A 20,610-nucleotide genomic window follows, 5' to 3' on the forward strand; every position below is an offset into this window, starting at 1 on the left:
CTTCAAAGGCTTGCCAGTTGCTGTCGATAGCGCTGGTACACCGGTTCGTAGGCCGCCACGTGTTCGGCCCGGGGCTGGGTTTCGCTGCCCGGGTCGAGGCGCACGCAGCGCTCGCAGAGTTGGTGCAGGTCCAGGTCCGGATCATCCAGCCGGCCATGGCACCAGGCTGCCTGGATCGCCGCGCCCAATGCGGCGGCTTCGGCCTCGCGGGGGCAGATCACCGGGGCATGCATGATATCGGCGACCATCTGTCGCCACAGCAGACTTTTCGCACCGCCGCCGATCAGCCGGATGCTCTGGCTGTGCAGGCCCGCTGCGCGCAACAGGTCGAGGCCGTAGCGCAAACCGAAGGTGGTGCCTTCCACCACCGCGCGGCACAGGTTGGCCGGGGTCAGGTTGTCCAGGGTCATACCGTGCAGGCTGCCCTGGGCCTGGGGCAGGGCGGGCACTCGCTCGCCGTTGAAGAACGGCAGCAGGCACAGCCCCTCGGCCCCGATGGGGGCCTGCTCCAGCCGCTGGTTGAAAGCGGCAAGGTCCAGGCCCAGCAGTTCGCGCACCAGGGTGGTGGCGTTGGTCAGGTTCATGGTGCAGATCAGCGGCAGCCAGCCACCGCTGGACGAACAGAAGGTCGCCACCGAAGGCTCGGGGCTGATCAGCGGGCGCTCGGCGTAGGCATACACGGTGCCGGAGGAGCCCAGGCTCATGGTGATGATTCCGGGCTGGATATTGCCGGTGCCGATGGCCCCCAGCATGTTGTCGCCACCGCCGCTGGCCACCCAGGCATCCGCGCTGATCCCCAGTTGCCGGGCGACCGGCGCAAGGATCCGGCCCACAGGCTGGTGCGCTTCGAGCAACGGCGGCAAGGCCCGCTCCAGGCGCCCGCTGGGGTCGATATGGGCCAGCAGGGCGCGGTCCCAGTCGCGCCTGCGCACATCGAAATAGCCGCTGCCCGAGGCATCGCCGTACTCGCTGCAGCAGCGCCCGGTCAGCCAGAAATTGAGGTAGTCGTGGGGCAGCAGGATATGCGCAATGCGCTGGAACAGTTCCGGGTGCTGCTCCCGGGTCCAGAGTAGTTTCGACACCGTGTAGCCCGGGGCAATGGCCAGCCCCAGGCGCTCCAGGGAGCCCTGGGTGCCCCCCAGCCAGTCCAGCAGGCGCTGGTTTTCGGCGCTGCTTTGGGTATCGCACCACAGCTTGGCCGGGCGCAGCACCTGGCCCTGGTCATCCAGCAGCACCAGACCGTGCTGCTGGCCGCAAACCCCGACACCGAGCACCTGCCGGCCATCCACCCCGGCCGCCTGCAAGGCCTGCCGGGTGGCGCTGGTGCAGGCTTGCAGCCACTGCGCGGGATCCTGTTCGCGGCAGCCATTGGCGCCGCTGATCAGGCTGTGGGGCGCAGCGCCCCGGCCCAGGACGGTGCCGCTCCGGCTGTCGAGGATCAGCGCCTTGGTGCCCTGGGTGCCGCAGTCGAGGCCGAGAAAAAGCGCGGGTTGAGTCATCGTCGCTCCTGGTGTGGGTGATTATTGTCGAGCTGTAGCCGCTGCCGAGCCTGCGGCAGCGGCTACACGGGCCTGGCCAACAACCGCTCCAGCGTCTTGCTCACGCCATGTTCGCGCAAGCTGTTGAAGCAGCGCTCGAAAGCATCGACAAACGCGCTGGAATGGGGAATCGCCGAGCCGAAGATTTCTTCCACCGCCAGCAAACGCTGGGTCAGCAAGGTATCGTCGGCCACCAGGGCCTGGCAGAACTCGGCCCGCGGGTCGGGAACCCGGTAGCTCAGGCCATTCTCGTCCACGCCCTTGAGGTACAGGGCCCAGGCCGCCACCACCAGGGCCGCACGCTCGGTATCACGACCATCGGCGATCAGCCGGTTGATGGTAGGCACGGTGAACTTGGGAAACTTCGACGAACCGTCGCTGCACACCCGCTCCAGCTGGTCGGCGATCGCCTGGTTGGAGAAGCGCTGGATGAGGGTGTCCTTGTAGGCCGCCAGGTCGATGCCCGGTACCGGCGCCAGTTGCGGGGTTACGTCCAGGTCCATGTAGGCGCGCATGTAGGCGACGAACAGCGGGTCGTTCATGGTTTCGTGGACGAAGCGGTAGCCCTTGAGAAAGCCCAGGTAGGTCAGGGCCAGGTGGCTGCCGTTGAGCAGCTTGATCTTCATCTCTTCATAGGGCGTGACGTCGTCGGTGAACTGCACGCCGACCTGTTCCCAGGCCGGCCGGCCATTGCAGAACTTGTCTTCCAGGACCCACTGCACAAAGGGCTCGCAGACGACCGGCCAGGCATCGTCGATGCCGTGCTCATCGTGCAGTTGCAGGCGGTGGGCGGTGCTGGTCATGGGGGTGATGCGGTCGACCATGGCGTTGGGAAAGCTCACGTGGCGCTCGATCCAGTCATGCAGGTCGGCGTCGCGGCGGGCGGCGAAGGCCAGCAGCGCCTTGCGGGTCACCGCGCCGTTGTGGGGCAGGTTGTCACAGGACATCAGGGTAAAGGCCGGGATCCCCGCGGCCCGGCGCAGGGCCAGGGCCGCGCAGAGAAAGCCGAATACCGTGCGCGGCTGTTGCGGATGGGCCAGGTCGTGCTGGATCTGCGGCAGGTGCAGCATGAACTCGCTCGTGCTGTCGTCGATGCAGTAGCCGCCCTCGGTGATGGTCAGGGAGACGATGCGGATCTCCGGGCTGGCCAGTTTGTCGATCAGCGCCTGGGCGTCGTCCTCGGCCAGCAGCATCTGGCTGATGGCGCCGATCACCCGCACCTCGTGGCCGTCGCCATCGCCCAGCTCGTACAGGGTGTAGAGGTAGTCCTGGCCGGCCAGATCGTCCCGCGCGCGGCGGTCTTCGGAGCGCAGGCCGACCCCGCAGATGCTCCAGTCCAGGCCCTGGCCCAGGTTCATCAGGGCATCGGTGTAATAGGCCTGGTGGGCCCGGTGAAAGCCGCCGACGCCAATGTGCGCGATGCCCTGGCGGGTGGCGGCGACGGTGTAGGCGGGTACCCGCACCTGGGGCGGCAGTTGGCTGAGGTTCAAGCGTTTGAGTTTCATGCAGGGCTCTCTGGGATCAGGCGGCGGCGCGCAGGGGGCGGGACACGGCGACCCCCTGGGCATCGAATAGATGGCAGTGCTGGGGGGCCAGGTGCAGGTGCAGCTGTTCGCCGTAGCGGCTCGCCAGGTCACCGCGGATACGCAGGGTCAGGGCTTCACCGCAACTGCTGCGGACATGGCAGAAGGTGTCGCTGCCCAGGCGCTCGGCCACGTCGCTGGTGACTGCCAGGCTGCCCGGGCCAGGCTCGCCCAGCTCCAGATGCTCGGGACGGATGCCCAGGGTCACCTCGCTGCCCAGGCTCAGTTGCGCACCGCTCTGCTCCAGGCGCAGGCGTGCCCCGGCATCCAGCTGGACCTCGCAGCCCTGGCCGTCGACGTGGCTGATGCGGCCCTTGAGAAAGCCCATCTTCGGCGTGCCGAGAAAGCCTGCGACAAACAGGTTGGCCGGGCGATGGTAGAGCTCCAGGGGCGAGCCCACCTGTTCCACCCGGCCACCATTGAGCACCACCACCTTGTCTGCCAGGGTCATGGCTTCCACCTGGTCGTGGGTCACGTAGATCATGGTGGCCTGCAGTTCCTTGTGCAGGCGCGCCAGTTCCAGGCGCATCTGTACCCGCAGGGCGGCATCGAGGTTGGACAGCGGCTCGTCGAACAGGAAGATCTTCGGGTTGCGCACAATGGCTCGGCCAATGGCCACGCGCTGGCGCTGGCCGCCGGACAGCTGCTTGGGCTTGCGTTCGAGCATCGGCCCCAGTTCCAGGATGCGCGCCGCTTCGTCGACCTTCTGCTGCACCAGGGCCTTGTCGACCCCCGCCAGGTCCAGGGCGAAGGACATGTTCTTGCGCACGCTCATGTGCGGGTACAGGGCGTAGGTCTGGAACACCATGGCCAGGTCGCGCTTGGCCGGGCTGACTTCGGTGATGTCGCGACCGTCCAGCTCGATGCTGCCGCCGCTGACTTCCTCCAGCCCGGCGATCAGCCGCAGCAGGGTGGACTTGCCGCAGCCCGAGGGGCCGACGAAGACCACGAACTCCTTGTCGTTCACCTCAAGGTCGATGCCCTTGATGATGGAAAAGCCTTCGAAGCCTTTTTGCAGGTTGTTGATTTTCAGGTGAGCCATGGGATGTCTCCGCAATTTCAGAGTTACTTCACCGCGCCAAAGGACAGGCCGCGCACCAACTGCTTCTGGCTGATCCAGCCGAAGATCAGGATCGGCGCGCAGGCCAGGGTCGAGACCGCCGAGAGCTTGGCCCAGAACAGCCCTTCGGGGCTGGAGTAGGAGGCGATCAGCGCGGTCAGCGGGGCGGCGTTGGAAGAGGTCAGGTTCAGCGACCAGAAGGCCTCGTTCCAGCACAGGATCAGCGACAGCAGTGCAGTGGAGGCCAGGCCACCCTTGGCGATGGGCATCAGCACCCGCAGCATTTCCTGGGCCAGTGTGGCGCCGTCCAGGCGGGCGGCTTCGAGGATGTCCCGGGGGATGTCCTTGAAGTAGGTGTAAACCATCCACACCACGATCGGCAGGTTGATCAGGGTGTAGATCACGATCAGCGCGATGCGCGTATCCAGCAGGCCGAAACTCTTGGCCAGCAGGTAGATGGGCATCAGCACGCCCACCGGCGGCAGCATCTTGGTGGAGAGCATCCACAGTAGGGTGCGCTTGGTGTTGCGGGTTTCAAAGAAGGCCATGGAGTAGGCCGCCGGCACCGCGATCAGCAGGCACAGGGCGGTAGCGCTGAAGGAAATCACCACCGAGTTCCAGGCGAAGGCCAGGTAGTTGCTGCGCTCGTTGATGTGCAGGTAGTTCTCGAGCGTTGGCGTGAAGATGAATTGCGGCGGCGTGGCAAAGGCGTCGATCTCGCTCTTGAAGCTGGTCAGCACCATCCAGAAGATCGGGAAGAAGATCAGGATCGCGATGGCCCAGGCCAGGGTGCCCAGTAGCAGGCTTTGCAGGCGTCGGGATTGTTGCAGGGTCATGGCGGCCACCTCAGCTCTGGTCAGTCAGGTTTTTGCCGATCATCCGCACCAGGATGATCGCGGCGATGTTGGCGATGACCACGGCGATCAGCCCGCCGGCCGAAGCCATGCCGACGTCGAACTGCACCAGGGCCTGGTTGTAGATCAGGTACGCCAGGTTGGTGGAGGCATAGCCCGGGCCGCCGTTGGTGGTGGTGAAGATCTCGGCGAACACCGACAGCAGGAAGATGGTCTCGATCATCACCACCACGGCAATCGGCCGGGCCAGGTGCGGCAGGGTCAGGTGCCAGAAGATGGCGATGGGCCCGGCACCATCGAGGCGTGCGGCTTCCTTTTGTTCCTGGTCCAGGGACTGCATGGCGGTCATCAGGATCAGGATGGCGAACGGCAGCCACTGCCAGGAAACGATGACGATGATCGACAGCAGCGGGTAGTGCGCCAGCCAGTCCACCGGCTGGGCGCCGAACAGTTTCCACAGCGCGGCGAGGATCCCCGACACCGGGTGGAAGATCAGGTTCTTCCAGATCAGCGCGCCCACCGTGGGCATGATGAAGAACGGCGAGATCAGCAGCACCCGGACGATGCCCCGGCCGAGGAATTCGCTGGCCTCCAGCAAGGCGCTGATCAGTACCCCGAACACCACGCTGATCAGCAGTACGCTGCCCACCAGCAACAGGGTGTTGGTGGCCCCGGGCACAAAGCCCGAATCACTGAGGAAGTAGCTGAAGTTCTCCAGGCCGACGAACTGGTTCTCGCCGGGATACAGCAGGTTGTAGCGGATCACTGAAAAGTACAGGGTCATGCCCAGGGGCACGATCATCCACAGCAGCAACAGCGCCACCGAGGGGCTGACCAGGAACCAGCCGGGGTTGGCCAGGCGGCTTTTGCGAGGCGCCGCCTGCGGTTGCACATGCAGCTTGGCAGTCGAGGTATTCATAAGGTTCACAACCAGTTGGGTACAGGGGGGCCCGACACGGCGCTGGCACGGCCGGGCTGCCCGTAGGCGCTGGCTTGCCAGCAAAGGCGTCCTTGAACACTGCGCAAGACTCAAGGGCCTCTTCGCCGGCAAGCCGGCTCCTACAGGGAGTGCCGGGTTATTTCGGGTAGCCGGCGCGCTTCATTTCCCGTTCGGTGCTCTGCTGCGCGGCCGCCAGGGCCTGGTCCACCGTGGTCTGGCCGATCAGGGCGGCGGAAAACAACTTGCCGACCTGGGTGCCAATGGCCTGGAACTCGGGGATGGTTACCAGTTGGATGCCAACGTAGGGCACCGGCTTGAGGGTGGGCTTGCTCGGGTCGGCGACCTTAAGCGACTCCAGGGTGACCCTGGCGAACGGCGCGGCCTGCATGTAGGCCTCGCTGTAGGTGGAGGCGCGGGTGCCCGGCGGCACATTGGCGATGCCATCCTTCTCGGCCACCAACGCGGCGTACTGCTTGGAAGTGGCCCAGGCACTGAAGGTCTTGGCGGCGTCCTTGGCCTTGGAACTGGCGGGGATCGCCAGGGACCATGAGTACAGCCAGGCGCTGCCCTTGTCAGTGACCTGGTGCGGCGCGTAGGTGAAGCCCACATGGTCGGCGACCTTGCTCTGGCTCTTGTCGGTGACGAAAGAGCCGGCCACGCTGGCGTCGACCCAGATCGCGCACTTGCCGCTGTTGAACAGCGCCAGGTTTTCGTTGAAACCGTTGCTCGAAGCCCCGGGCGGGCCGGACTTCTTCATGTTGTCGACATAGAAGGTCAGGGCGTTCTTCCATTCCGGCCCGGTGAACTCGGGCTTCCATTGTTCATCGAACCAGCGCGCCCCGTAGCTGTTGGCCAGGGTGGTGATCAGGGCCATGTTTTCGCCCCAGCCGGCCTTGCCCCGCAGGCACAGACCGTATTGCTCCTGGTCGGGCTTGTTGAGCTTGGCGGCGAATTCGCCGATCTGCTCCCAGGTCGGCCGCTCGGGCATGCTCAGGCCGGCCTCCTTGAACAGGTCGGTGCGGTAGTAGGTCATGGAGCTTTCGGCGTAGAACGGCAGGGCGTAGAGAGTGCCCTTGACCGACAGGCCCTCGCGCACCGAAGGGAAGACATCGTCCAGCTCATAGCTGGCCGGCAGGTCCTGCATCGGTTGCAACCAGCCCTTGGCGCCCCAGAGTGCGGCTTCGTACATGCCGATGGTGAGCACGTCGAATTGCCCGCCCTGGGTGGCGATGTCGGTGGTCAGGCGCTGGCGCAGCACGTTCTCTTCCAGCACCACCCAGTTCAGCTTGATGTCCGGGTGCTCGGCCTCGAAGGTCTTGGACAGGCGTTGCATGCGGATCATGTCGCTGTTGTTGACGGTGGCGATGGTCAGGGTCTGGGCGCCAAGGGTGACGCTGCTGAGGGTCATGCAGGTGGTGAGGAGCAGGGCTTTGCTGCAGGGTTTCATCGTTCACTCCTGTCCTGCGCCGGTAAGGGCTGCAGAAGGACGGTTATTGTTGTTATGTCTTCCTCTGCCGAGGAAGAAGGTGGGCTGATTACAGCCCTCAAACGCGGTGCTGACAAATCATCCCTGACACTTGAATTGATACTTTTTTGCACTGGCCCGTCAAAGGGCCATTGGCTTGGGCAGACGTTCTGCGGGACTCGCTAGCGCTTGGGCCTGTTCGCGGCCTTGCAGATGCGTATTGGTTTTGGCCGGCAGGAGGGGCTACCACTTAGCCCAAAGCCCACTGGCTTTTTCCCGGTCACTGCCTAAGATGGCCATCCCAGGATTGAGTAAACCGTTGGCCGCGATGTCGGAAAAAGACACCATCTCCATGCAACTGGTGCGCGAGGCACTGCTGCAAAGCTGCGCCCCGGGCGCCGCCACCGATGAAGTGCTGCACAAGGTCGGCATCGACCCGGCGGGCCTGCAGCAGGGCACGGCGCGGGTACCGGCCAGTGCCTATGCACGGCTCTGGCGCCTGCTGGCGCGGCGCCTGGACGATGAGTTCTTCGGCATGGACCCGCGCCGCCTGAAGTCCGGCAGCCTGGCCTTTCTCTGCCGCTCGGCCATGGCCCAGCCGACCCTGGCCAGCGGGTTGGACTCGGTGCTGGGCTTTCTGACGCTGATGTTCGAGCGCATGCCGGCGCAGCTGGTGCATCAGCAGAGCCTGGCGGAAATCGTCCTGCTGGAGGATGAACACGAGCCGCGGCGGGCCTTTACCTACTTCACCTACTGGATGATTGTCCACGGCGTGGCCTGCTGGCTGGCGGGCCGGCGCATTCCGATCCTGGCCATCGAGCTGCGCGGCCCGCAGCCGGATTTCTGTGACGACTACCGGGTGATGTTCTCCGACAACCTGCGTTTCGAACGGCCGCGCACACGGATGATCATCGCCGCCGACTGCCTGGACCTGCCGATCAAGCGCAGCGAGGAAGAGCTCAAGCGCTTCCTGGCCCATGCCCCGGCCAACATCCTGGTCAAGTACCGCGACCCCGAGAGCCTGGCCAGCCGCATCAAACAGCAGTTGCGGCAACTGCCAGGGGAGCAGTGGCCCGAGAGCGAAAGCCTGGCCCAGAGCCTGTGCATGTCCGCCTCGACCCTGCGCCGGCGCCTGGCCGAAGAGGGCCAGAGCTACCAGGCGCTCAAGGACAGCGTGCGCAAGGAACTGGCGATTGTCTGGCTGGCCGAGCCGCAGATCAGCTTTGCCGAGATTGCCGGGCGCCTGGGGTTTGCCGACACCAGCTCGTTCTACAAGGCCTTTCGCAAATGGTCCGGTTCCAACCCCGGGCATTACCGCAGCCTGATCCTCAACGACCCGCACCTCTCGTAGGCGCCGGCTTGCCGGCGAAGAGGCCCGCAAGTCTTGCACCGCCCGGGCCGATGCCTTCGCTGGCAAGCCAGCGCCTACGGCAATTTCAGGTGCCGCCGCCAACCGTGGCGGGGCGTGCTCTTGGCCAAACCGGTCACGCAACTTGATAGCTTTGACCATTGTTCCGCGAGGGCTCTGGCGCCAGTATTTCCCTGATTTTCATGAGGTTCCCATCCTAATAAGAACAGTGAGGGATTCTGGCAATGCGCAACTACCTGTCTGCTATCAAGGAATTCGATTATCAGCACACCATGGAGTCGGCCCTGGCGGGCTCGCTCTCAGCCCTCAATGCCTGTGTCGAGTGCTGCGACCGGCATGCCTTGCCCGGGCGCATCGCGCTGTTCTGGGAAGGCCGGGACGGCAGCAGCGCCAGCTACACCTTCACTGAACTGCAGGACAAGGCCGGGCGCCTGGCCAACTTCTTCCTGGCCCAGGGGGTCGGCAAGGGCGATAAGGTCGCCGGGCTGCTGCCACGCAATGTCGAACTCTTGATCACGGTGCTGGCCACCTGGCGCATTGGCGCGGTGTACCAGCCGCTGTTCACCGCCTTCGGCCCCAAGGCCATCGAGCACCGTCTCAACAGCTCCAAGGCCAAGCTGGTGGTCAGCGACGCGGTGAACCGACCCAAGCTGGCGGAAGTCGCCGAATGCCCGACCATCGTCACGGTCGCAGGCGCCAAGGGCCAGGGCATCGTGCGCGGTGACTTCAGCTTCTGGGCCGAGCTGGAACAGTACCCGGCCCAGTGCGAGCCCGTGCTGCTGACCGGCGAAGACCCATTCCTGCTGATGTTCACCTCGGGCACCACCGGCCCCTCGAAAGCCCTGGAAGTACCGCTCAAAGCGATTGTCGCGTTCCAGGCCTACACCCGCGACGCCGTGGACCTGCGCCCGGAAGACGCCTTCTGGAACGTCGCCGACCCGGGCTGGGCCTACGGCATCTACTTCGGCGTCACCGGCCCCTTGGGCCTGGGCCACCCGATCACCTTCTACGATGGCCCCTTCACCCTGGAAAGCACCTGCCGGGTGATCAACAAGTACGGCATCACCAACCTCACCGGTTCGCCCACTGCCTACCGCCTGCTGATCGCTGGCGGCGACCAGTTCGCCCGTTCGATCAAGGGCCGCCTACGTATCGTCAGCAGCGCCGGCGAGCCGCTCAACCCCGAAGTCATCCGCTGGTTCGCCGAACAACTGGGCGTGGTTATCCACGACCACTACGGTCAGACCGAGCTGGGCATGGTGCTGTGCAACCACCACGGCCTGGAGCACCCGGTGCATGTCGGCGCCGCCGGTTTCGCCTCGCCGGGCCACCGCATCGTGGTGCTGGATGAGCACTACCAGGAACTGGGCGTCGGCCAGCCGGGGATTCTGGCCATCGACCGCAGCCGGTCGCCCATGTGCTGGTTCGCCGGTTACGCCGGGGTGCCGACCAAGGCCTTCGTCGGCCACTACTACTTAAGCGGCGACACCGTGGAGCTGAACCAGGACGGCAGCATCAGCTTCGTGGGCCGCAGTGACGATGTCATCACCACCTCCGGCTACCGGGTCGGCCCGTTCGACGTGGAAAGCGCGCTGATCGAACACCCGGCCGTGGTGGAAGCGGCGGTGGTCGGCAAGCCCGATCCGGAGCGCACCGAACTGGTCAAGGCCTTCGTGGTGCTCAGCGAGCAGTACCGCGCCACCGATGAGCTGGCAGAGGAGTTGCGCCAGCACGTGCGCAAGCGCCTGGCGGCTCATTCCTACCCCCGTGAAATCGAATTTGTCAGCGAATTGCCGAAGACCCCAAGCGGCAAATTGCAGCGCTTTATCTTGCGCAACCAGGAAATCGCCAAGGCTCAAGAGGCCGCGGCGTCAACAGCTACCGCATGAACAGGATTTGAATGATGGACATTGCAAACCAGGTGTTTCTCGTCAGTGGCGGCGCTTCCGGCCTGGGAGCCGCCAGCGCCGAAATGCTGGTCGCCGCCGGCGCCAGGGTGATGCTGGTGGACCTCAATGCCGAGGCCGTGGCGGCCAAGGCCCAGCAGCTGGGCTGCCAGAGCGTGGTGGCCGACATTAGCCAGGAAGCCGCGGCCGAAGCGGCGGTGCAGGCCACGGTCAAGGCCTTTGGCGGGCTCAACGGCCTGGTCAACTGCGCCGGCATTGTGCGTGGCGAGAAAATCCTCGGCAAGAACGGCCCCCACGCCCTGGCCAGCTTCAGCCAGGTGATCAACGTCAACCTGATCGGCAGCTTCAACCTGCTGCGCCTGGCAGCAGCAGCCATTGCCGAAAGCCCGGCCAATGCCGACGGCGAGCGCGGGGTGATCATCAACACGGCGTCCATCGCCGCCTTCGACGGGCAGATCGGCCAGGCGGCCTACGCCGCCTCCAAGGGTGCCATCGCCAGCCTGACCCTGCCGGTGGCCCGGGAGCTGGCACGCTTCGGCATCCGGGTGATGACCATCGCCCCGGGTATTTTCGAAACCCCGATGATGGCCGGCATGAGCGACGAAGTGCGGGCCGGCCTGGCCGCCGGCGTGCCATTCCCGCCACGCCTGGGCAAGCCCGCCGAGTACGCCGCGCTGGTGCGGCACATCATTGAAAACAGCATGCTCAACGGCGAGGTGATCCGTCTCGACGGCGCCTTGCGCATGGCCGCCAAATAAGGAGGATTCATCATGTCCATTGCCCAAGATCCGATTGTCATCGTCAGCGCCGTCCGTACCCCCATGGGCGGTTTCCAGGGGGACCTCAAAGGCCTCAGCGCGCCGCAACTGGGGAGCGAAGCCATTCGCGCCGCAGTCCAGCGCGCCGGCATTGCACCGCAGGCGGTCGAAGAAGTGCTGTTCGGCTGCGTGCTGTCCGCCGGCCTCGGCCAGGCCCCGGCCCGTCAGGCCGCCCTGGGCGCCGGCCTGGACAAGGGCACCCGCTGCACCACCCTGAACAAGATGTGCGGTTCCGGCATGGAGGCCACCATCCTGGCCCACGACATGCTGTTGGCCGGCAGTGCCGAGGTGGTGATCGCCGGTGGCATGGAAAGCATGTCCAACGCCCCGTACCTGCTGGACCGTGCTCGCAGCGGCTACCGCATGGGCCACGGCAAGGTGCTGGACCACATGTTCCTCGACGGCCTGGAAGACGCCTACGACAAGGGCCGCCTGATGGGCACCTTCGCCGAGGATTGCGCCGAGGCCAACGGCTTTACCCGCCAGGCCCAGGACGATTTCGCCGTGGCTTCCCTGACCCGTGCCCAGCAGGCGATCAAGGACGGCCTGTTCAAGGACGAGATCGTTCCCCTGCAGGTGATGGTCGGCAAGGAGTCGAAGCTGATCAGCGACGACGAGCAGCCGCCCAAGGCCAAGCTGGACAAGATCCCCACCTTGAAACCGGCGTTCCGCGACGGTGGCACCGTGACTGCGGCCAACTCCAGCTCGATCTCCGACGGCGCCGCGGCCCTGGTGCTGATGCGCCGCTCCGAAGCTGACAAGCGCGGCCTCAAGCCCCTGGCAGTGATCCACGGCCACGCGGCCTTCGCCGATACCCCCGGGCTGTTCCCGGTGGCCCCGGTGGGTGCCATCGAGCGGCTGATGAAGAAGACCGGCTGGTCGTTGAACGAGGTCGACCTGTTCGAGATCAACGAAGCCTTCGCCGTGGTCAGCCTGGTCACCATGAGCAAGCTGGAAATCCCCCACGCCAAGGTCAACGTGCACGGCGGCGCTTGCGCCCTGGGCCACCCGATCGGCGCTTCCGGTGCGCGGATCCTGGTGACCCTGCTGTCGGCCCTGCGCCAGCAAAGCCTCAAGCGTGGCGTGGCCGCGATCTGCATCGGCGGTGGTGAAGCCACGGCCATGGCCGTTGAATGCCTGTAACGAGGAATCCCGATGTTGCCCAATGACGAACAACTGCAGATCAGCGACGCGGCCCGGCAATTCGCCCAGGAGCGCCTCAAGCCTTTCGCCGCCGACTGGGACCGCGAGCACCGCTTTCCCAAGGAAGCCATTGCCGAGATGGCCGAGCTGGGTTTCTTCGGCATGCTGGTGCCCGAGCAGTGGGGCGGGTGCGACACCGGCTACCTGGCCTATGTCATGGCCCTGGAGGAAGTCGCCGCCGGTGATGGCGCCTGTTCCACCATCATGAGCGTGCACAACTCGGTGGGCTGCGTGCCGATCCTCAAATTCGGCAACGATGACCAGAAGGAGCGCTTCCTCAAGCCCCTGGCCAGTGGCGCCATGCTCGGCGCCTTCGCCCTGACCGAACCCCAGGCCGGCTCCGATGCCAGCAGCCTGAAAACCCGGGCCCGCCGCGACGGCGACCACTATGTGCTCAACGGCTGCAAACAGTTCATCACCTCCGGGCAGAACGCCGGGGTGGTGATCGTGTTCGCGGTCACCGACCCGGCGGCCGGCAAGCGCGGCATCAGTGCCTTTATCGTGCCCACCGACTCGCCGGGCTATAAGGTCGCGCGCATCGAGGACAAGCTCGGCCAGCACGCCTCCGACACCTGCCAGATCCTCTTCGAGGATGTGAAGGTGCCGCTGGCCAACCGCCTGGGCGAGGAGGGCGAGGGCTACAAGATCGCCCTGGCCAACCTTGAAGGCGGGCGCGTGGGCATTGCCTCGCAATCGGTGGGCATGGCCCGGGCCGCATTCGAAGCGGCACGGGATTACGCCCGCGAGCGCGAAACCTTCGGCAAGCCGATCATCGAGCACCAGGCCGTGGCCTTCCGCCTGGCGGACATGGCCACCCAGATCGCCGTGGCGCGGCAGATGGTGCACTACGCCGCGGCCCTGCGCGACAGTGGCAAGCCGGCGCTGGTGGAGGCCTCGATGGCCAAGCTGTTCGCCTCGGAAATGGCCGAGAAGGTCTGTTCCGCGGCCTTGCAAACCCTGGGTGGCTATGGCTATTTGAGCGACTTCCCGGTGGAGCGGATCTACCGCGATGTGCGCATCTGCCAGATCTACGAAGGCACCAGCGACATTCAGCGCATGGTCATTTCGCGCAATCTCTGACTTTTAGCAGGAGCTGATTCATGAGCTACGAAACCATTCTGTTGGACATCAAGGGCCGGGTCGGCCTGATCACTCTCAACCGCCCCCAGGCGCTGAACGCCCTCAATGCACAGATCGTCGGCGAGGTGAACCAGGCCCTGGATCGCCTGGAAGCCGACCCGCAGATCGGCTGCATCGTCATCACCGGTTCCAAGAAAGCCTTCGCCGCCGGTGCCGACATCAAGGAAATGGCCGAGCTGAGCTACCCGCAGATCTACCTCGACGACCTGTTCAGCGACAGCGACCGCGTGGCCAACCGGCGCAAGCCGATCATCGCCGCGGTCAACGGCTTCGCCCTGGGCGGCGGTTGCGAACTGGCGCTGATGTGCGACTTCATCCTGGCCGGCGACAACGCCAAGTTCGGCCAACCGGAAATCAACCTCGGCGTGCTGCCGGGCATGGGCGGCACCCAGCGCCTGACCCGCGCGGTAGGCAAGGCCAAGGCCATGGAAATGTGCCTGACCGGGCGTTTTATCGACGCCGTGGAAGCTGAGCGCTGCGGCATCGTCGCACGCATCGTGCCGGCCGATGAACTGGTGGAAGAAGCCCTGAAAGTAGCAACGGTGATTGCCGGCAAATCGATCCCGGTGAGCATGATGATCAAGGAAAGCGTGAACCGCGCCTTTGAAGTCAGCCTGTCCGAGGGCGTGCGCTTCGAGCGCCGGGTATTCCACGCCGCCTTCGCCACCCAGGACCAGAAAGAAGGCATGGCCGCCTTCATCGCCAAGCGTGACCCGCAGTTCAAGGACCAGTAACCGCAGCGTCCTAGCCACGTAGGAGCTGGCTTGCCAGCGAAGGCGTCCCCGAGGGCAGCGCATGACTCAGGGGCCTGTTCGCCGGCAAGCCGGCTCCTACGAGGGAATAGCCAAAAAAATCGCAGCCCCGGCTGCGATTTTTTGTTTTCGGCGTCAATGCCTACAACTGGTAATGCTTCAACTCGCGAGCAATCAGCAGGCGCTGGATCTCGCTGGAGCCTTCGTAGATCTGGGTAATTCGCGCATCGCGGTAGTAGCGCTCTACCGGATAGTCCTCCAGATACCCATAACCACCATGGATCTGCATGGCCGAGGAGCAGACCTTCTCGGCCATTTCCGAGGCGAACAGCTTGGCCTGGGAAGCCTCCGACAGGCACGGCTGGCCCGCGCTGCGCAGGCGCGCGGCGTGGAGGATCAGCAGGCGGGCGGCATTCAGGCGGGTGTGCATGTCGGCCAGCAGGTTGGCGATGCTCTGGTGTTCGATGATCGGCTTGTCGAACTGCACCCGCTCCCGGGCGTAGGCCAGGGCGGCTTCAAAGGCAGCGCGGGCGATGCCCAGGGCCTGGGCGGCGATGCCGATGCGCCCGCCTTCGAGGTTGGACAGGGCGATGGCCAGGCCCTTGCCCCGTTCACCCAGCAGGTTGGCCTCGGGGATGGTGCATTGGTTGAGGGTCACGGCGCAGGTGTCGGAGGCGCGGATGCCCATCTTGTGTTCGGTGCGGTCGACGATGAAGCCCGGGGTGTCGGTGGGCACCAGGAACGCCGACAGGCCTTTCTTGCCCAGTTCCGGGTCGGTCACTGCAAAAACGATGGCTAGCTGGGCGCGCTTGCCGTTGCTGACGAACTGCTTGGCGCCGTTGATTACCCAGTGGCCGTCCCGCAGTTCGGCGCGGGTGCGCAGGTTGTGGGCTTCGGAGCCGGCCTGGGGTTCGGTCAGGCAGAAGCAGCCGATGGCTTCGCCAGCGGCCAGGCGCGGCAGCCATTGCTGCTTTTGTTCCTGGCTGCCGTAGTTGAGGATCGGCCCGCAGCCCACCGAGTTGTGGATGCTCATCAGGGCACCGGTGGCGCCGTCGCCGGCGGCGATTTCTTCCACTGCCAGGGCATAGGCCACGTAGTCCAGGTAGCTGCCGCCCCATTCCTCGGGAACCACCATGCCCAGCAGGCCCAGTTCGCCCATCTTGCGCACCAGGCCATCGTCGATCCAGCCGGCCTTTTCCCAGGCCTGGGCATGGGGGGCGATCTCGCCTCGGGCGAAGTCCCGGGCCATGTCGCGGATCATCACTTGCTCTTCGGTCAGTTCAATGTCGTGCATGAGTTCAGCTCCCGCTGCCGTCAAAACCGCTGAAGAAGCTCGCCACCCGATCGGCGTCGAGGGCCGCCAGGGTGGGCGGATTCCAGTGCGGAGTCTTGTCTTTGTCGATGATCAGGGCGCGTACGCCTTCCATCAGGTCGCCACGCTCGAACCACTGCCGGTCCAGGTGCAGTTCCAGGGCGAAGCATTGTTCCAGGCTCAACTGGCGGCCGTGGCGCAGCATTTCCAGGGTCACGGCCATGGCCAGGGGAGAGCGGGTTTCCAGCAGGTCGGCGGTGCTGCGCGCCCATTCATGGCTGTCGGCAATGGTGACGGTACGCAGTTGCTCGACGATGCTGGGTACGTCCGCCTGGGCGAAGAAGTGGTCGATGACCGGGCGCAAGGCTTGCAGGGGCGCATCGGGCAGGGTCTGCACCGCGAGCCTGGCCAGCAGGCCTTGCAGGTCCTTGAGGGGCGAGTCGCTCCAGTGCAGGCGGTCCAGGCGCTGGTTCAGCAGGTCCAGCTTGCTGCTGTCCAGGTGCCAGTCGGCCAGGCCGCAGTACAGGGCATCGGCGGCGCGGATCTGCACGCCGCTGACTCCGAGATAGATCCCCAGCTCACCGGGTATGCGCGACAGGAAGTAACTGCCGCCAACATCCGGGAAGTAACCGATGGCCACCTCCGGCATCGCCAGGCGGCTGCGCTCGGTGACTACCCGCAGGTCGGCGCCTTGCACCAGGCCCATGCCGCCACCCAGGACAAAACCGTCCATCAGCGCCAGCACCGGCTTGCGGTAATGGTGGATGGTCAGGTCAAGGGCATATTCCTCGACGAAGAAGTCTTGGTGCAGGCTGTCGCCGCTGTGGTAGCTGTCGTACAGCGAGCGGATATCGCCGCCGGCGCAGAAAGCCTTGTCCCCCGCGCCACGCAGGACGACGGCGTGGATCAACGGATCCTGGGCCCAGTGGTCCAGGTGCTGCTGCAAGGTGCGGACCATCGACAGGGTGATGGCGTTGAGGCCGTCGGGGCGGTTTAGGGTCAGGTAGCCGATGTGGTTGCGCACCTCGACCAACACTTCGTCCGGGGTGGCGTCGGGGGCCCGGCTCGCCTGGGATGAAACCTGAGCAGTCATCACTAACTCCCTGCTTTTATTGTTTTTTATATGAGGCTCGCGCGCGAGCATCGGCGGATCGTAGCAGTGCAAATTTGCCAATTACAACCCGGAAAGCTGCAGGTCGACTGTGCATTTTTGCATGACAAAAAAACACCCCCTGGCCTTGCGCAACCGCTCTGGACCAAGGTGTAGAGCCTTGACGACAGAATCGGCTGTGAAATAGCCGTGATCAGCCGATCCCGGCTGTTTCAGGCGCCCCTTACGACACCTGGGCCACTTCGGCAGTTGGCATTCTGGCGCTCCGTTGCAGCGTAGACCGCGGCGACCAGGAACGGGTTCGGCTCTGCGCGCCAAACCCGGCCAATAACAACAAGAACCCGACTGCGGCGACCCCGCATCCACTCTCTGCCCCTGTCACAAGTGGGGCCTGGCATTGCTGCCGGGCCGCTATAAATCCAAATAATCCGGGACTCTGAAGATGACTAAACACTGGCTGGCTGTGCCGTTACTGGCAATTGCGTGCGTTTCCATGGGCGCCAGCGCCAAGGAATGGAAAGAACTGCGCTTTGGCGTCAACCCGAGCTATCCGCCCTTTGAATCCACCACGGCAGGCGGCGGCGTGCAGGGCTTCGGTGTCGACCTGGGCAACGCCATCTGCGCCGAGCTCAAGCTCAAGTGCGTGTGGGTCAGCAACGACTTCGACGGCCTGATCCCGGCACTCAAGGCCGGCAAGTTCGACGCCATCGAGTCCTCCATGACCGTTACCGATGCGCGGCGCAAGCAGATCGACTTCAGCGACCGGCTGTACGCCGGCCCCACGGCCATCGTCACGCGCAAGGGCTCGGGCCTCGAACCCACCGGCGAATCGCTGAAGGGCAAGACCCTGGGCTACATGCAGGGCACCGTCCAGGAAACCTACGCCAGGGCCAAGCTGGGCCCGGCGGGGGTCAAGCTGCGGGCCTACCAGAACCAGGACCAGGTCTATGCCGACCTGGTCTACGGCCGGCTGGACGCCTCGATCCAGGACAAGCTGCAAGCGCAGATGAGTTTCCTCGCATCACCCCAGGGCGCCGACTTCGAGAACAGCGTCGGCATCAGCGACCCTCTGGTGCCGTCGGAGATCGCCATTGGCCTGCGCAAGGACCAGGACGAGCTCAAGGCCATGCTCAATGGCGCCATCCAGGCGCTGCATGAGAAGGGCATCTACGCCCAGATCCAGCGCAAGTACTTCGGCGACCTCGACCTCTACAACAACTGATCGCCCACGGCGGGCCCCGGGACTGTTACCCAGTATCCCGGGCCCGGCCGTGGCCCGAGCAAGGTGATTGGCGTGAATACCTTTCTGACTCTGTTGGGCCTGGACCTCGAGGTCCTGCAAGGCTATGGGCCGCTGTTGCTGCACGGCGCCTGGATGACCCTGAAACTCTCCGCCCTGGCGCTGCTGGTGAGCATGCTCCTGGGGTTGCTGGGGGCGGCGGCCAAGCTTTCGCCGCTGCGCCTGCTGCAGATCCCGGCGACCTGCTACACCACCTTGATCCGCGGCGTACCGGACCTGGTGCTGATGCTGCTGATCTTCTACAGCCTGCAGGGCTGGCTCACGGCCCTGACCGAACTGCTGGACTGGCCCTATATGGAGATCGACCCCTTCGTGGCCGGGATCGTGACCCTGGGCTTCATCTACGGCGCCTATTTCACCGAGACCTTTCGCGGGGCAATCCTCAGCGTGCCCCGGGGCCAGCAGGAAGCCGCGGCGGCCTTCGGCCTGAGCCGCATGCAGCGCTTTCGCCACGTGGTGTTCCCGCAGATGATGCGCTTCGCCTTGCCGAGCCTGGGCAATAACTGGCTGGTGCTGCTCAAGGCTACGGCGCTGGTGTCGATCATCGGCCTCACCGACCTGGTCAAGGTGGCCCAGGAAGCCGGCAAGAGCACCTTCAACATGCTGGATTTCCTGCTCCTGGCGGCGGCCCTGTACCTGCTGATCACCAGCGCTTCGAACCAGCTGCTGCGGCGCCTGGAACGGCACTACAACCAGGGCGTGCGAGGGCTGTCGCGATGATCGAACTGATCCAGGAATACTGGCGGCCGTTTCTGTTCACTGACGGCGAGAGCCTTACCGGGCTGGCCATGACCCTGTGGCTGCTGGTGGCCAGCCTGGCCATGGGGTTTGTCCTGTCGCTGCCCCTGGCCATTGCGCGCACCTCGCACTGGGCGCTGCTGCGCTGGCCGGTGCAGTTGTTCACCTATGTGTTTCGCGGCACGCCTTTGTACATCCAGCTGCTGATCTGCTACAGCGGCCTGTACGGCATCGCCGCGATACGCCAGCAGCCGTTGCTCGAAGCCTTCTTCCGCGATGCCATGAACTGCACCTTGCTGGCCTTCACCCTGAACACCTGCGCCTACACCGTGGAGATCTTCGCCGGGGCCATCCGCAGCATTCCCTATGGCGAGATCGAGGCAGCCCACGCCTATGGCCTGAGCGGCTGGCGCCTGTACTGGCGGCTGATCCTGCCTTCGGCCCTGCGCCGGGCGCTGCCGTACTACAGCAACGAGGTGATCCTCATGCTGCACGCCACCTCGGTGGCCTTCACCGCCACCATCCCGGACATCCTCAAGGTGGCCCGGGACGCCAATGCCGCCACCTTCATGACCTTCCAGGCCTTCGGCATCGCCGGCCTGTTGTACCTGGGGCTGTCCTTCGGCCTGGTGGCGGCCTTCCGCCTGGCGGAGCGGCGCTGGCTGAGCTTCCTCGGCCCGGCTCACTGACGCTCCTTTCCTCTTTTTCCTATCCAGAACCTTGCTGCCAGCGGCGGGGTTCCAGGAGTCTGCGATGTACAAATTGACCGTTGAAAATCTCTACAAGCGTTTTGGTGACAACGAGGTGCTCAAGGGCGTCTCGTTGAAGGCCCGGGCCGGAGACGTGGTGAGCATGATCGGCGCCAGTGGCTCGGGCAAGAGCACCATGCTGCGCTGCATCAACTTCCTGGAGCGGGCCGATGCCGGGGCCATTGCCCTGGACGGCGAGGCGATTGTCACCCGCGAGGCCCCTGGCGGCATGCAGGTGGCCAGCCCGGCCCAGTTGCAGCGCCTGCGCACGCGCCTGGCCATGGTGTTCCAGCACTTTAACCTGTGGAGCCACCTCAGCGTGCTGGAGAACATCATGCTGGCGCCGTGCCGGGTGCTGGGCATTGGCCGCAAGGAGGCCGAAGCCAGTGCCCGGGCCTACCTGGACAAGGTGGGCTTGGCGCAACGGGTGGCCGAGCAGTACCCGGCGTTCCTGTCCGGTGGCCAGCAACAGCGGGTGGCGATCGCCCGGGCCCTGGCGGTGGAGCCGCAGATCCTGCTGTTCGACGAGCCGACCTCGGCGCTGGACCCGGAACTGGTGGGGGAGGTGCTGAAGGTGATCCAGGCCCTGGCCGAAGAGGGGCGGACCATGCTCATGGTCACCCATGAAATGAGCTTTGCCCGACAAGTGTCGAGCCAGGTGTTGTTCTTGCATCAAGGGCGGGTCGAGGAGCAGGGTAGCCCGGCGATTCTCGACCAGCCGCAGAGTGAACGTTTGCAGCAGTTTCTATCCGGCCGTTTGAAGTGAGGGAA

18 protein-coding genes are annotated in these 20,610 nt (G+C 65.0%); 10 read left to right on the forward strand and 8 right to left on the reverse strand.

Features of this window, described 5'->3' with window-relative positions:
- Positions 1-2: 2 nt before the first annotated feature.
- The 6 genes from xylB to ABCR88_RS15750 form a co-directional block, all read right to left on the reverse strand.
- The gene (gene xylB, locus ABCR88_RS15725; protein WP_350404848.1) at positions 3-1,499 is read right to left on the reverse strand and encodes a xylulokinase; all 1,497 of its coding nucleotides are present in this window, start codon (positions 1,497-1,499) and stop codon (positions 3-5) included.
- A gap of 62 nt (positions 1,500-1,561) precedes the next feature.
- Positions 1,562-3,043 carry a mannitol dehydrogenase family protein gene (locus tag ABCR88_RS15730; protein WP_041118253.1) on the reverse strand — a complete coding sequence of 494 codons (1,482 nt, stop codon included), beginning with the start codon at positions 3,041-3,043 and terminating at the stop codon, positions 1,562-1,564.
- A gap of 16 nt (positions 3,044-3,059) precedes the next feature.
- Complete coding sequence (ugpC, locus tag ABCR88_RS15735; protein ID WP_041118251.1) at positions 3,060-4,163, reverse strand: sn-glycerol-3-phosphate ABC transporter ATP-binding protein UgpC; 1,104 nt, start codon at positions 4,161-4,163, stop codon at positions 3,060-3,062.
- A gap of 23 nt (positions 4,164-4,186) precedes the next feature.
- Entirely contained in the window at positions 4,187-5,017 is an 831-nt protein-coding gene (locus ABCR88_RS15740; RefSeq protein ID WP_011061359.1) for a carbohydrate ABC transporter permease, read from the reverse strand.
- Between the two features lie 10 nt (positions 5,018-5,027).
- Positions 5,028-5,954, reverse strand: a complete 927-nt coding sequence (locus ABCR88_RS15745; protein WP_011061358.1) for a sugar ABC transporter permease — start codon at positions 5,952-5,954, stop codon at positions 5,028-5,030.
- A gap of 157 nt (positions 5,955-6,111) precedes the next feature.
- A complete protein-coding gene (locus ABCR88_RS15750) occupies positions 6,112-7,383 on the reverse strand; it encodes a sugar ABC transporter substrate-binding protein (RefSeq protein WP_258028837.1) in 1,272 nt (423 codons plus the stop codon).
- 385 nt (positions 7,384-7,768) lie between these two features.
- Between ABCR88_RS15750 and ABCR88_RS15755 the strand changes: the two genes are divergently transcribed.
- The 6 genes from ABCR88_RS15755 to ABCR88_RS15780 all read left to right on the forward strand — a co-directional run bounded on the left by ABCR88_RS15755 (position 7,769) and on the right by ABCR88_RS15780 (position 14,611).
- On the forward strand, positions 7,769-8,791 hold the full coding sequence (locus ABCR88_RS15755; protein WP_041120647.1) for an AraC family transcriptional regulator: 1,023 nt from the start codon (positions 7,769-7,771) through the stop codon (positions 8,789-8,791).
- Positions 8,792-9,033: 242 nt separating this feature from the next.
- Positions 9,034-10,698, forward strand: coding sequence for an AMP-binding protein (locus tag ABCR88_RS15760; protein WP_041118247.1), 1,665 nt, complete (start codon positions 9,034-9,036; stop codon positions 10,696-10,698).
- A gap of 14 nt (positions 10,699-10,712) precedes the next feature.
- Positions 10,713-11,474 (forward strand): SDR family NAD(P)-dependent oxidoreductase, encoded by a 762-nt coding sequence (locus ABCR88_RS15765; protein WP_011061354.1) that lies wholly within the window; start codon positions 10,713-10,715, stop codon positions 11,472-11,474.
- A gap of 12 nt (positions 11,475-11,486) precedes the next feature.
- Positions 11,487-12,677: an acetyl-CoA C-acyltransferase gene (locus tag ABCR88_RS15770; protein WP_041118245.1), complete on the forward strand. Its 1,191-nt coding sequence runs from the start codon at positions 11,487-11,489 to the stop codon at positions 12,675-12,677.
- Between the two features lie 12 nt (positions 12,678-12,689).
- Positions 12,690-13,817 carry an acyl-CoA dehydrogenase gene (locus ABCR88_RS15775; RefSeq protein ID WP_011061352.1) on the forward strand — a complete coding sequence of 376 codons (1,128 nt, stop codon included), beginning with the start codon at positions 12,690-12,692 and terminating at the stop codon, positions 13,815-13,817.
- A 20-nt stretch (positions 13,818-13,837) separates the two neighbouring features.
- A complete protein-coding gene (locus tag ABCR88_RS15780; RefSeq protein ID WP_041118243.1) occupies positions 13,838-14,611 on the forward strand; it encodes an enoyl-CoA hydratase in 774 nt (257 codons plus the stop codon).
- A gap of 160 nt (positions 14,612-14,771) precedes the next feature.
- On the opposite strand, the gene ABCR88_RS15785 is transcribed toward ABCR88_RS15780, so the two are convergent.
- Both ABCR88_RS15785 and ABCR88_RS15790 read right to left on the reverse strand, forming a co-directional pair.
- Positions 14,772-15,923 carry an acyl-CoA dehydrogenase family protein gene (locus ABCR88_RS15785; RefSeq protein WP_337153187.1) on the reverse strand — a complete coding sequence of 384 codons (1,152 nt, stop codon included), beginning with the start codon at positions 15,921-15,923 and terminating at the stop codon, positions 14,772-14,774.
- Between the two features lie 4 nt (positions 15,924-15,927).
- Entirely contained in the window at positions 15,928-17,034 is a 1,107-nt protein-coding gene (locus tag ABCR88_RS15790; RefSeq protein ID WP_350404853.1) for an enoyl-CoA hydratase/isomerase family protein, read from the reverse strand.
- A 460-nt stretch (positions 17,035-17,494) separates the two neighbouring features.
- On the opposite strand from ABCR88_RS15790, the gene ABCR88_RS15795 reads away from it, so the two are divergent.
- The 4 genes from ABCR88_RS15795 (at position 17,495) to ABCR88_RS15810 (ending at position 20,605) form a co-directional block, all read left to right on the forward strand.
- Entirely contained in the window at positions 17,495-18,274 is a 780-nt protein-coding gene (locus ABCR88_RS15795; protein ID WP_011061348.1) for a transporter substrate-binding domain-containing protein, read from the forward strand.
- A gap of 72 nt (positions 18,275-18,346) precedes the next feature.
- Positions 18,347-19,072: an ABC transporter permease subunit gene (locus tag ABCR88_RS15800; protein ID WP_011061347.1), complete on the forward strand. Its 726-nt coding sequence runs from the start codon at positions 18,347-18,349 to the stop codon at positions 19,070-19,072.
- On the forward strand, positions 19,069-19,779 hold the full coding sequence (locus ABCR88_RS15805) for an ABC transporter permease (RefSeq protein WP_015635652.1): 711 nt from the start codon (positions 19,069-19,071) through the stop codon (positions 19,777-19,779). Before ABCR88_RS15800 ends, ABCR88_RS15805 begins: the two co-directional genes overlap by 4 nt.
- Positions 19,780-19,843: 64 nt before the next feature.
- Positions 19,844-20,605 carry an ATP-binding cassette domain-containing protein gene (locus ABCR88_RS15810; protein ID WP_053151704.1) on the forward strand — a complete coding sequence of 254 codons (762 nt, stop codon included), beginning with the start codon at positions 19,844-19,846 and terminating at the stop codon, positions 20,603-20,605.
- Positions 20,606-20,610 lie beyond the last annotated feature (5 nt).

It is taken from the genome of Pseudomonas sp. W17 (assembly GCF_040268305.1).
Classification (GTDB): Bacteria; Pseudomonadota; Gammaproteobacteria; order Pseudomonadales; family Pseudomonadaceae; genus Aquipseudomonas; species Aquipseudomonas protegens.

What these genes read in the sequence shown, in the direction of transcription:
- xylB (WP_350404848.1), bottom strand. Translation starts at nt 1,499, where the DNA reads ATGACTCAACCCGCGCTTTTTCTCGGCCTCGACTGCGGCACCCAGGGC.
- ABCR88_RS15730 (WP_041118253.1), bottom strand. Translation starts at nt 3,043, where the DNA reads ATGAAACTCAAACGCTTGAACCTCAGCCAACTGCCGCCCCAGGTGCGG.
- ugpC (WP_041118251.1), bottom strand. Translation starts at nt 4,163, where the DNA reads ATGGCTCACCTGAAAATCAACAACCTGCAAAAAGGCTTCGAAGGCTTT.
- ABCR88_RS15740 (WP_011061359.1), bottom strand. Translation starts at nt 5,017, where the DNA reads ATGACCCTGCAACAATCCCGACGCCTGCAAAGCCTGCTACTGGGCACC.
- ABCR88_RS15745 (WP_011061358.1), bottom strand. Translation starts at nt 5,954, where the DNA reads ATGAATACCTCGACTGCCAAGCTGCATGTGCAACCGCAGGCGGCGCCT.
- ABCR88_RS15750 (WP_258028837.1), bottom strand. Translation starts at nt 7,383, where the DNA reads ATGACCCTCAGCAGCGTCACCCTTGGCGCCCAGACCCTGACCATCGCC.
- ABCR88_RS15755 (WP_041120647.1), top strand. Translation starts at nt 7,769, where the DNA reads ATGTCGGAAAAAGACACCATCTCCATGCAACTGGTGCGCGAGGCACTG.
- ABCR88_RS15760 (WP_041118247.1), top strand. Translation starts at nt 9,034, where the DNA reads ATGCGCAACTACCTGTCTGCTATCAAGGAATTCGATTATCAGCACACC.
- ABCR88_RS15765 (WP_011061354.1), top strand. Translation starts at nt 10,713, where the DNA reads ATGGACATTGCAAACCAGGTGTTTCTCGTCAGTGGCGGCGCTTCCGGC.
- ABCR88_RS15770 (WP_041118245.1), top strand. Translation starts at nt 11,487, where the DNA reads ATGTCCATTGCCCAAGATCCGATTGTCATCGTCAGCGCCGTCCGTACC.
- ABCR88_RS15775 (WP_011061352.1), top strand. Translation starts at nt 12,690, where the DNA reads ATGTTGCCCAATGACGAACAACTGCAGATCAGCGACGCGGCCCGGCAA.
- ABCR88_RS15780 (WP_041118243.1), top strand. Translation starts at nt 13,838, where the DNA reads ATGAGCTACGAAACCATTCTGTTGGACATCAAGGGCCGGGTCGGCCTG.
- ABCR88_RS15785 (WP_337153187.1), bottom strand. Translation starts at nt 15,923, where the DNA reads ATGCACGACATTGAACTGACCGAAGAGCAAGTGATGATCCGCGACATG.
- ABCR88_RS15790 (WP_350404853.1), bottom strand. Translation starts at nt 17,034, where the DNA reads ATGACTGCTCAGGTTTCATCCCAGGCGAGCCGGGCCCCCGACGCCACC.
- ABCR88_RS15795 (WP_011061348.1), top strand. Translation starts at nt 17,495, where the DNA reads ATGACTAAACACTGGCTGGCTGTGCCGTTACTGGCAATTGCGTGCGTT.
- ABCR88_RS15805 (WP_015635652.1), top strand. Translation starts at nt 19,069, where the DNA reads ATGATCGAACTGATCCAGGAATACTGGCGGCCGTTTCTGTTCACTGAC.
- ABCR88_RS15810 (WP_053151704.1), top strand. Translation starts at nt 19,844, where the DNA reads ATGTACAAATTGACCGTTGAAAATCTCTACAAGCGTTTTGGTGACAAC.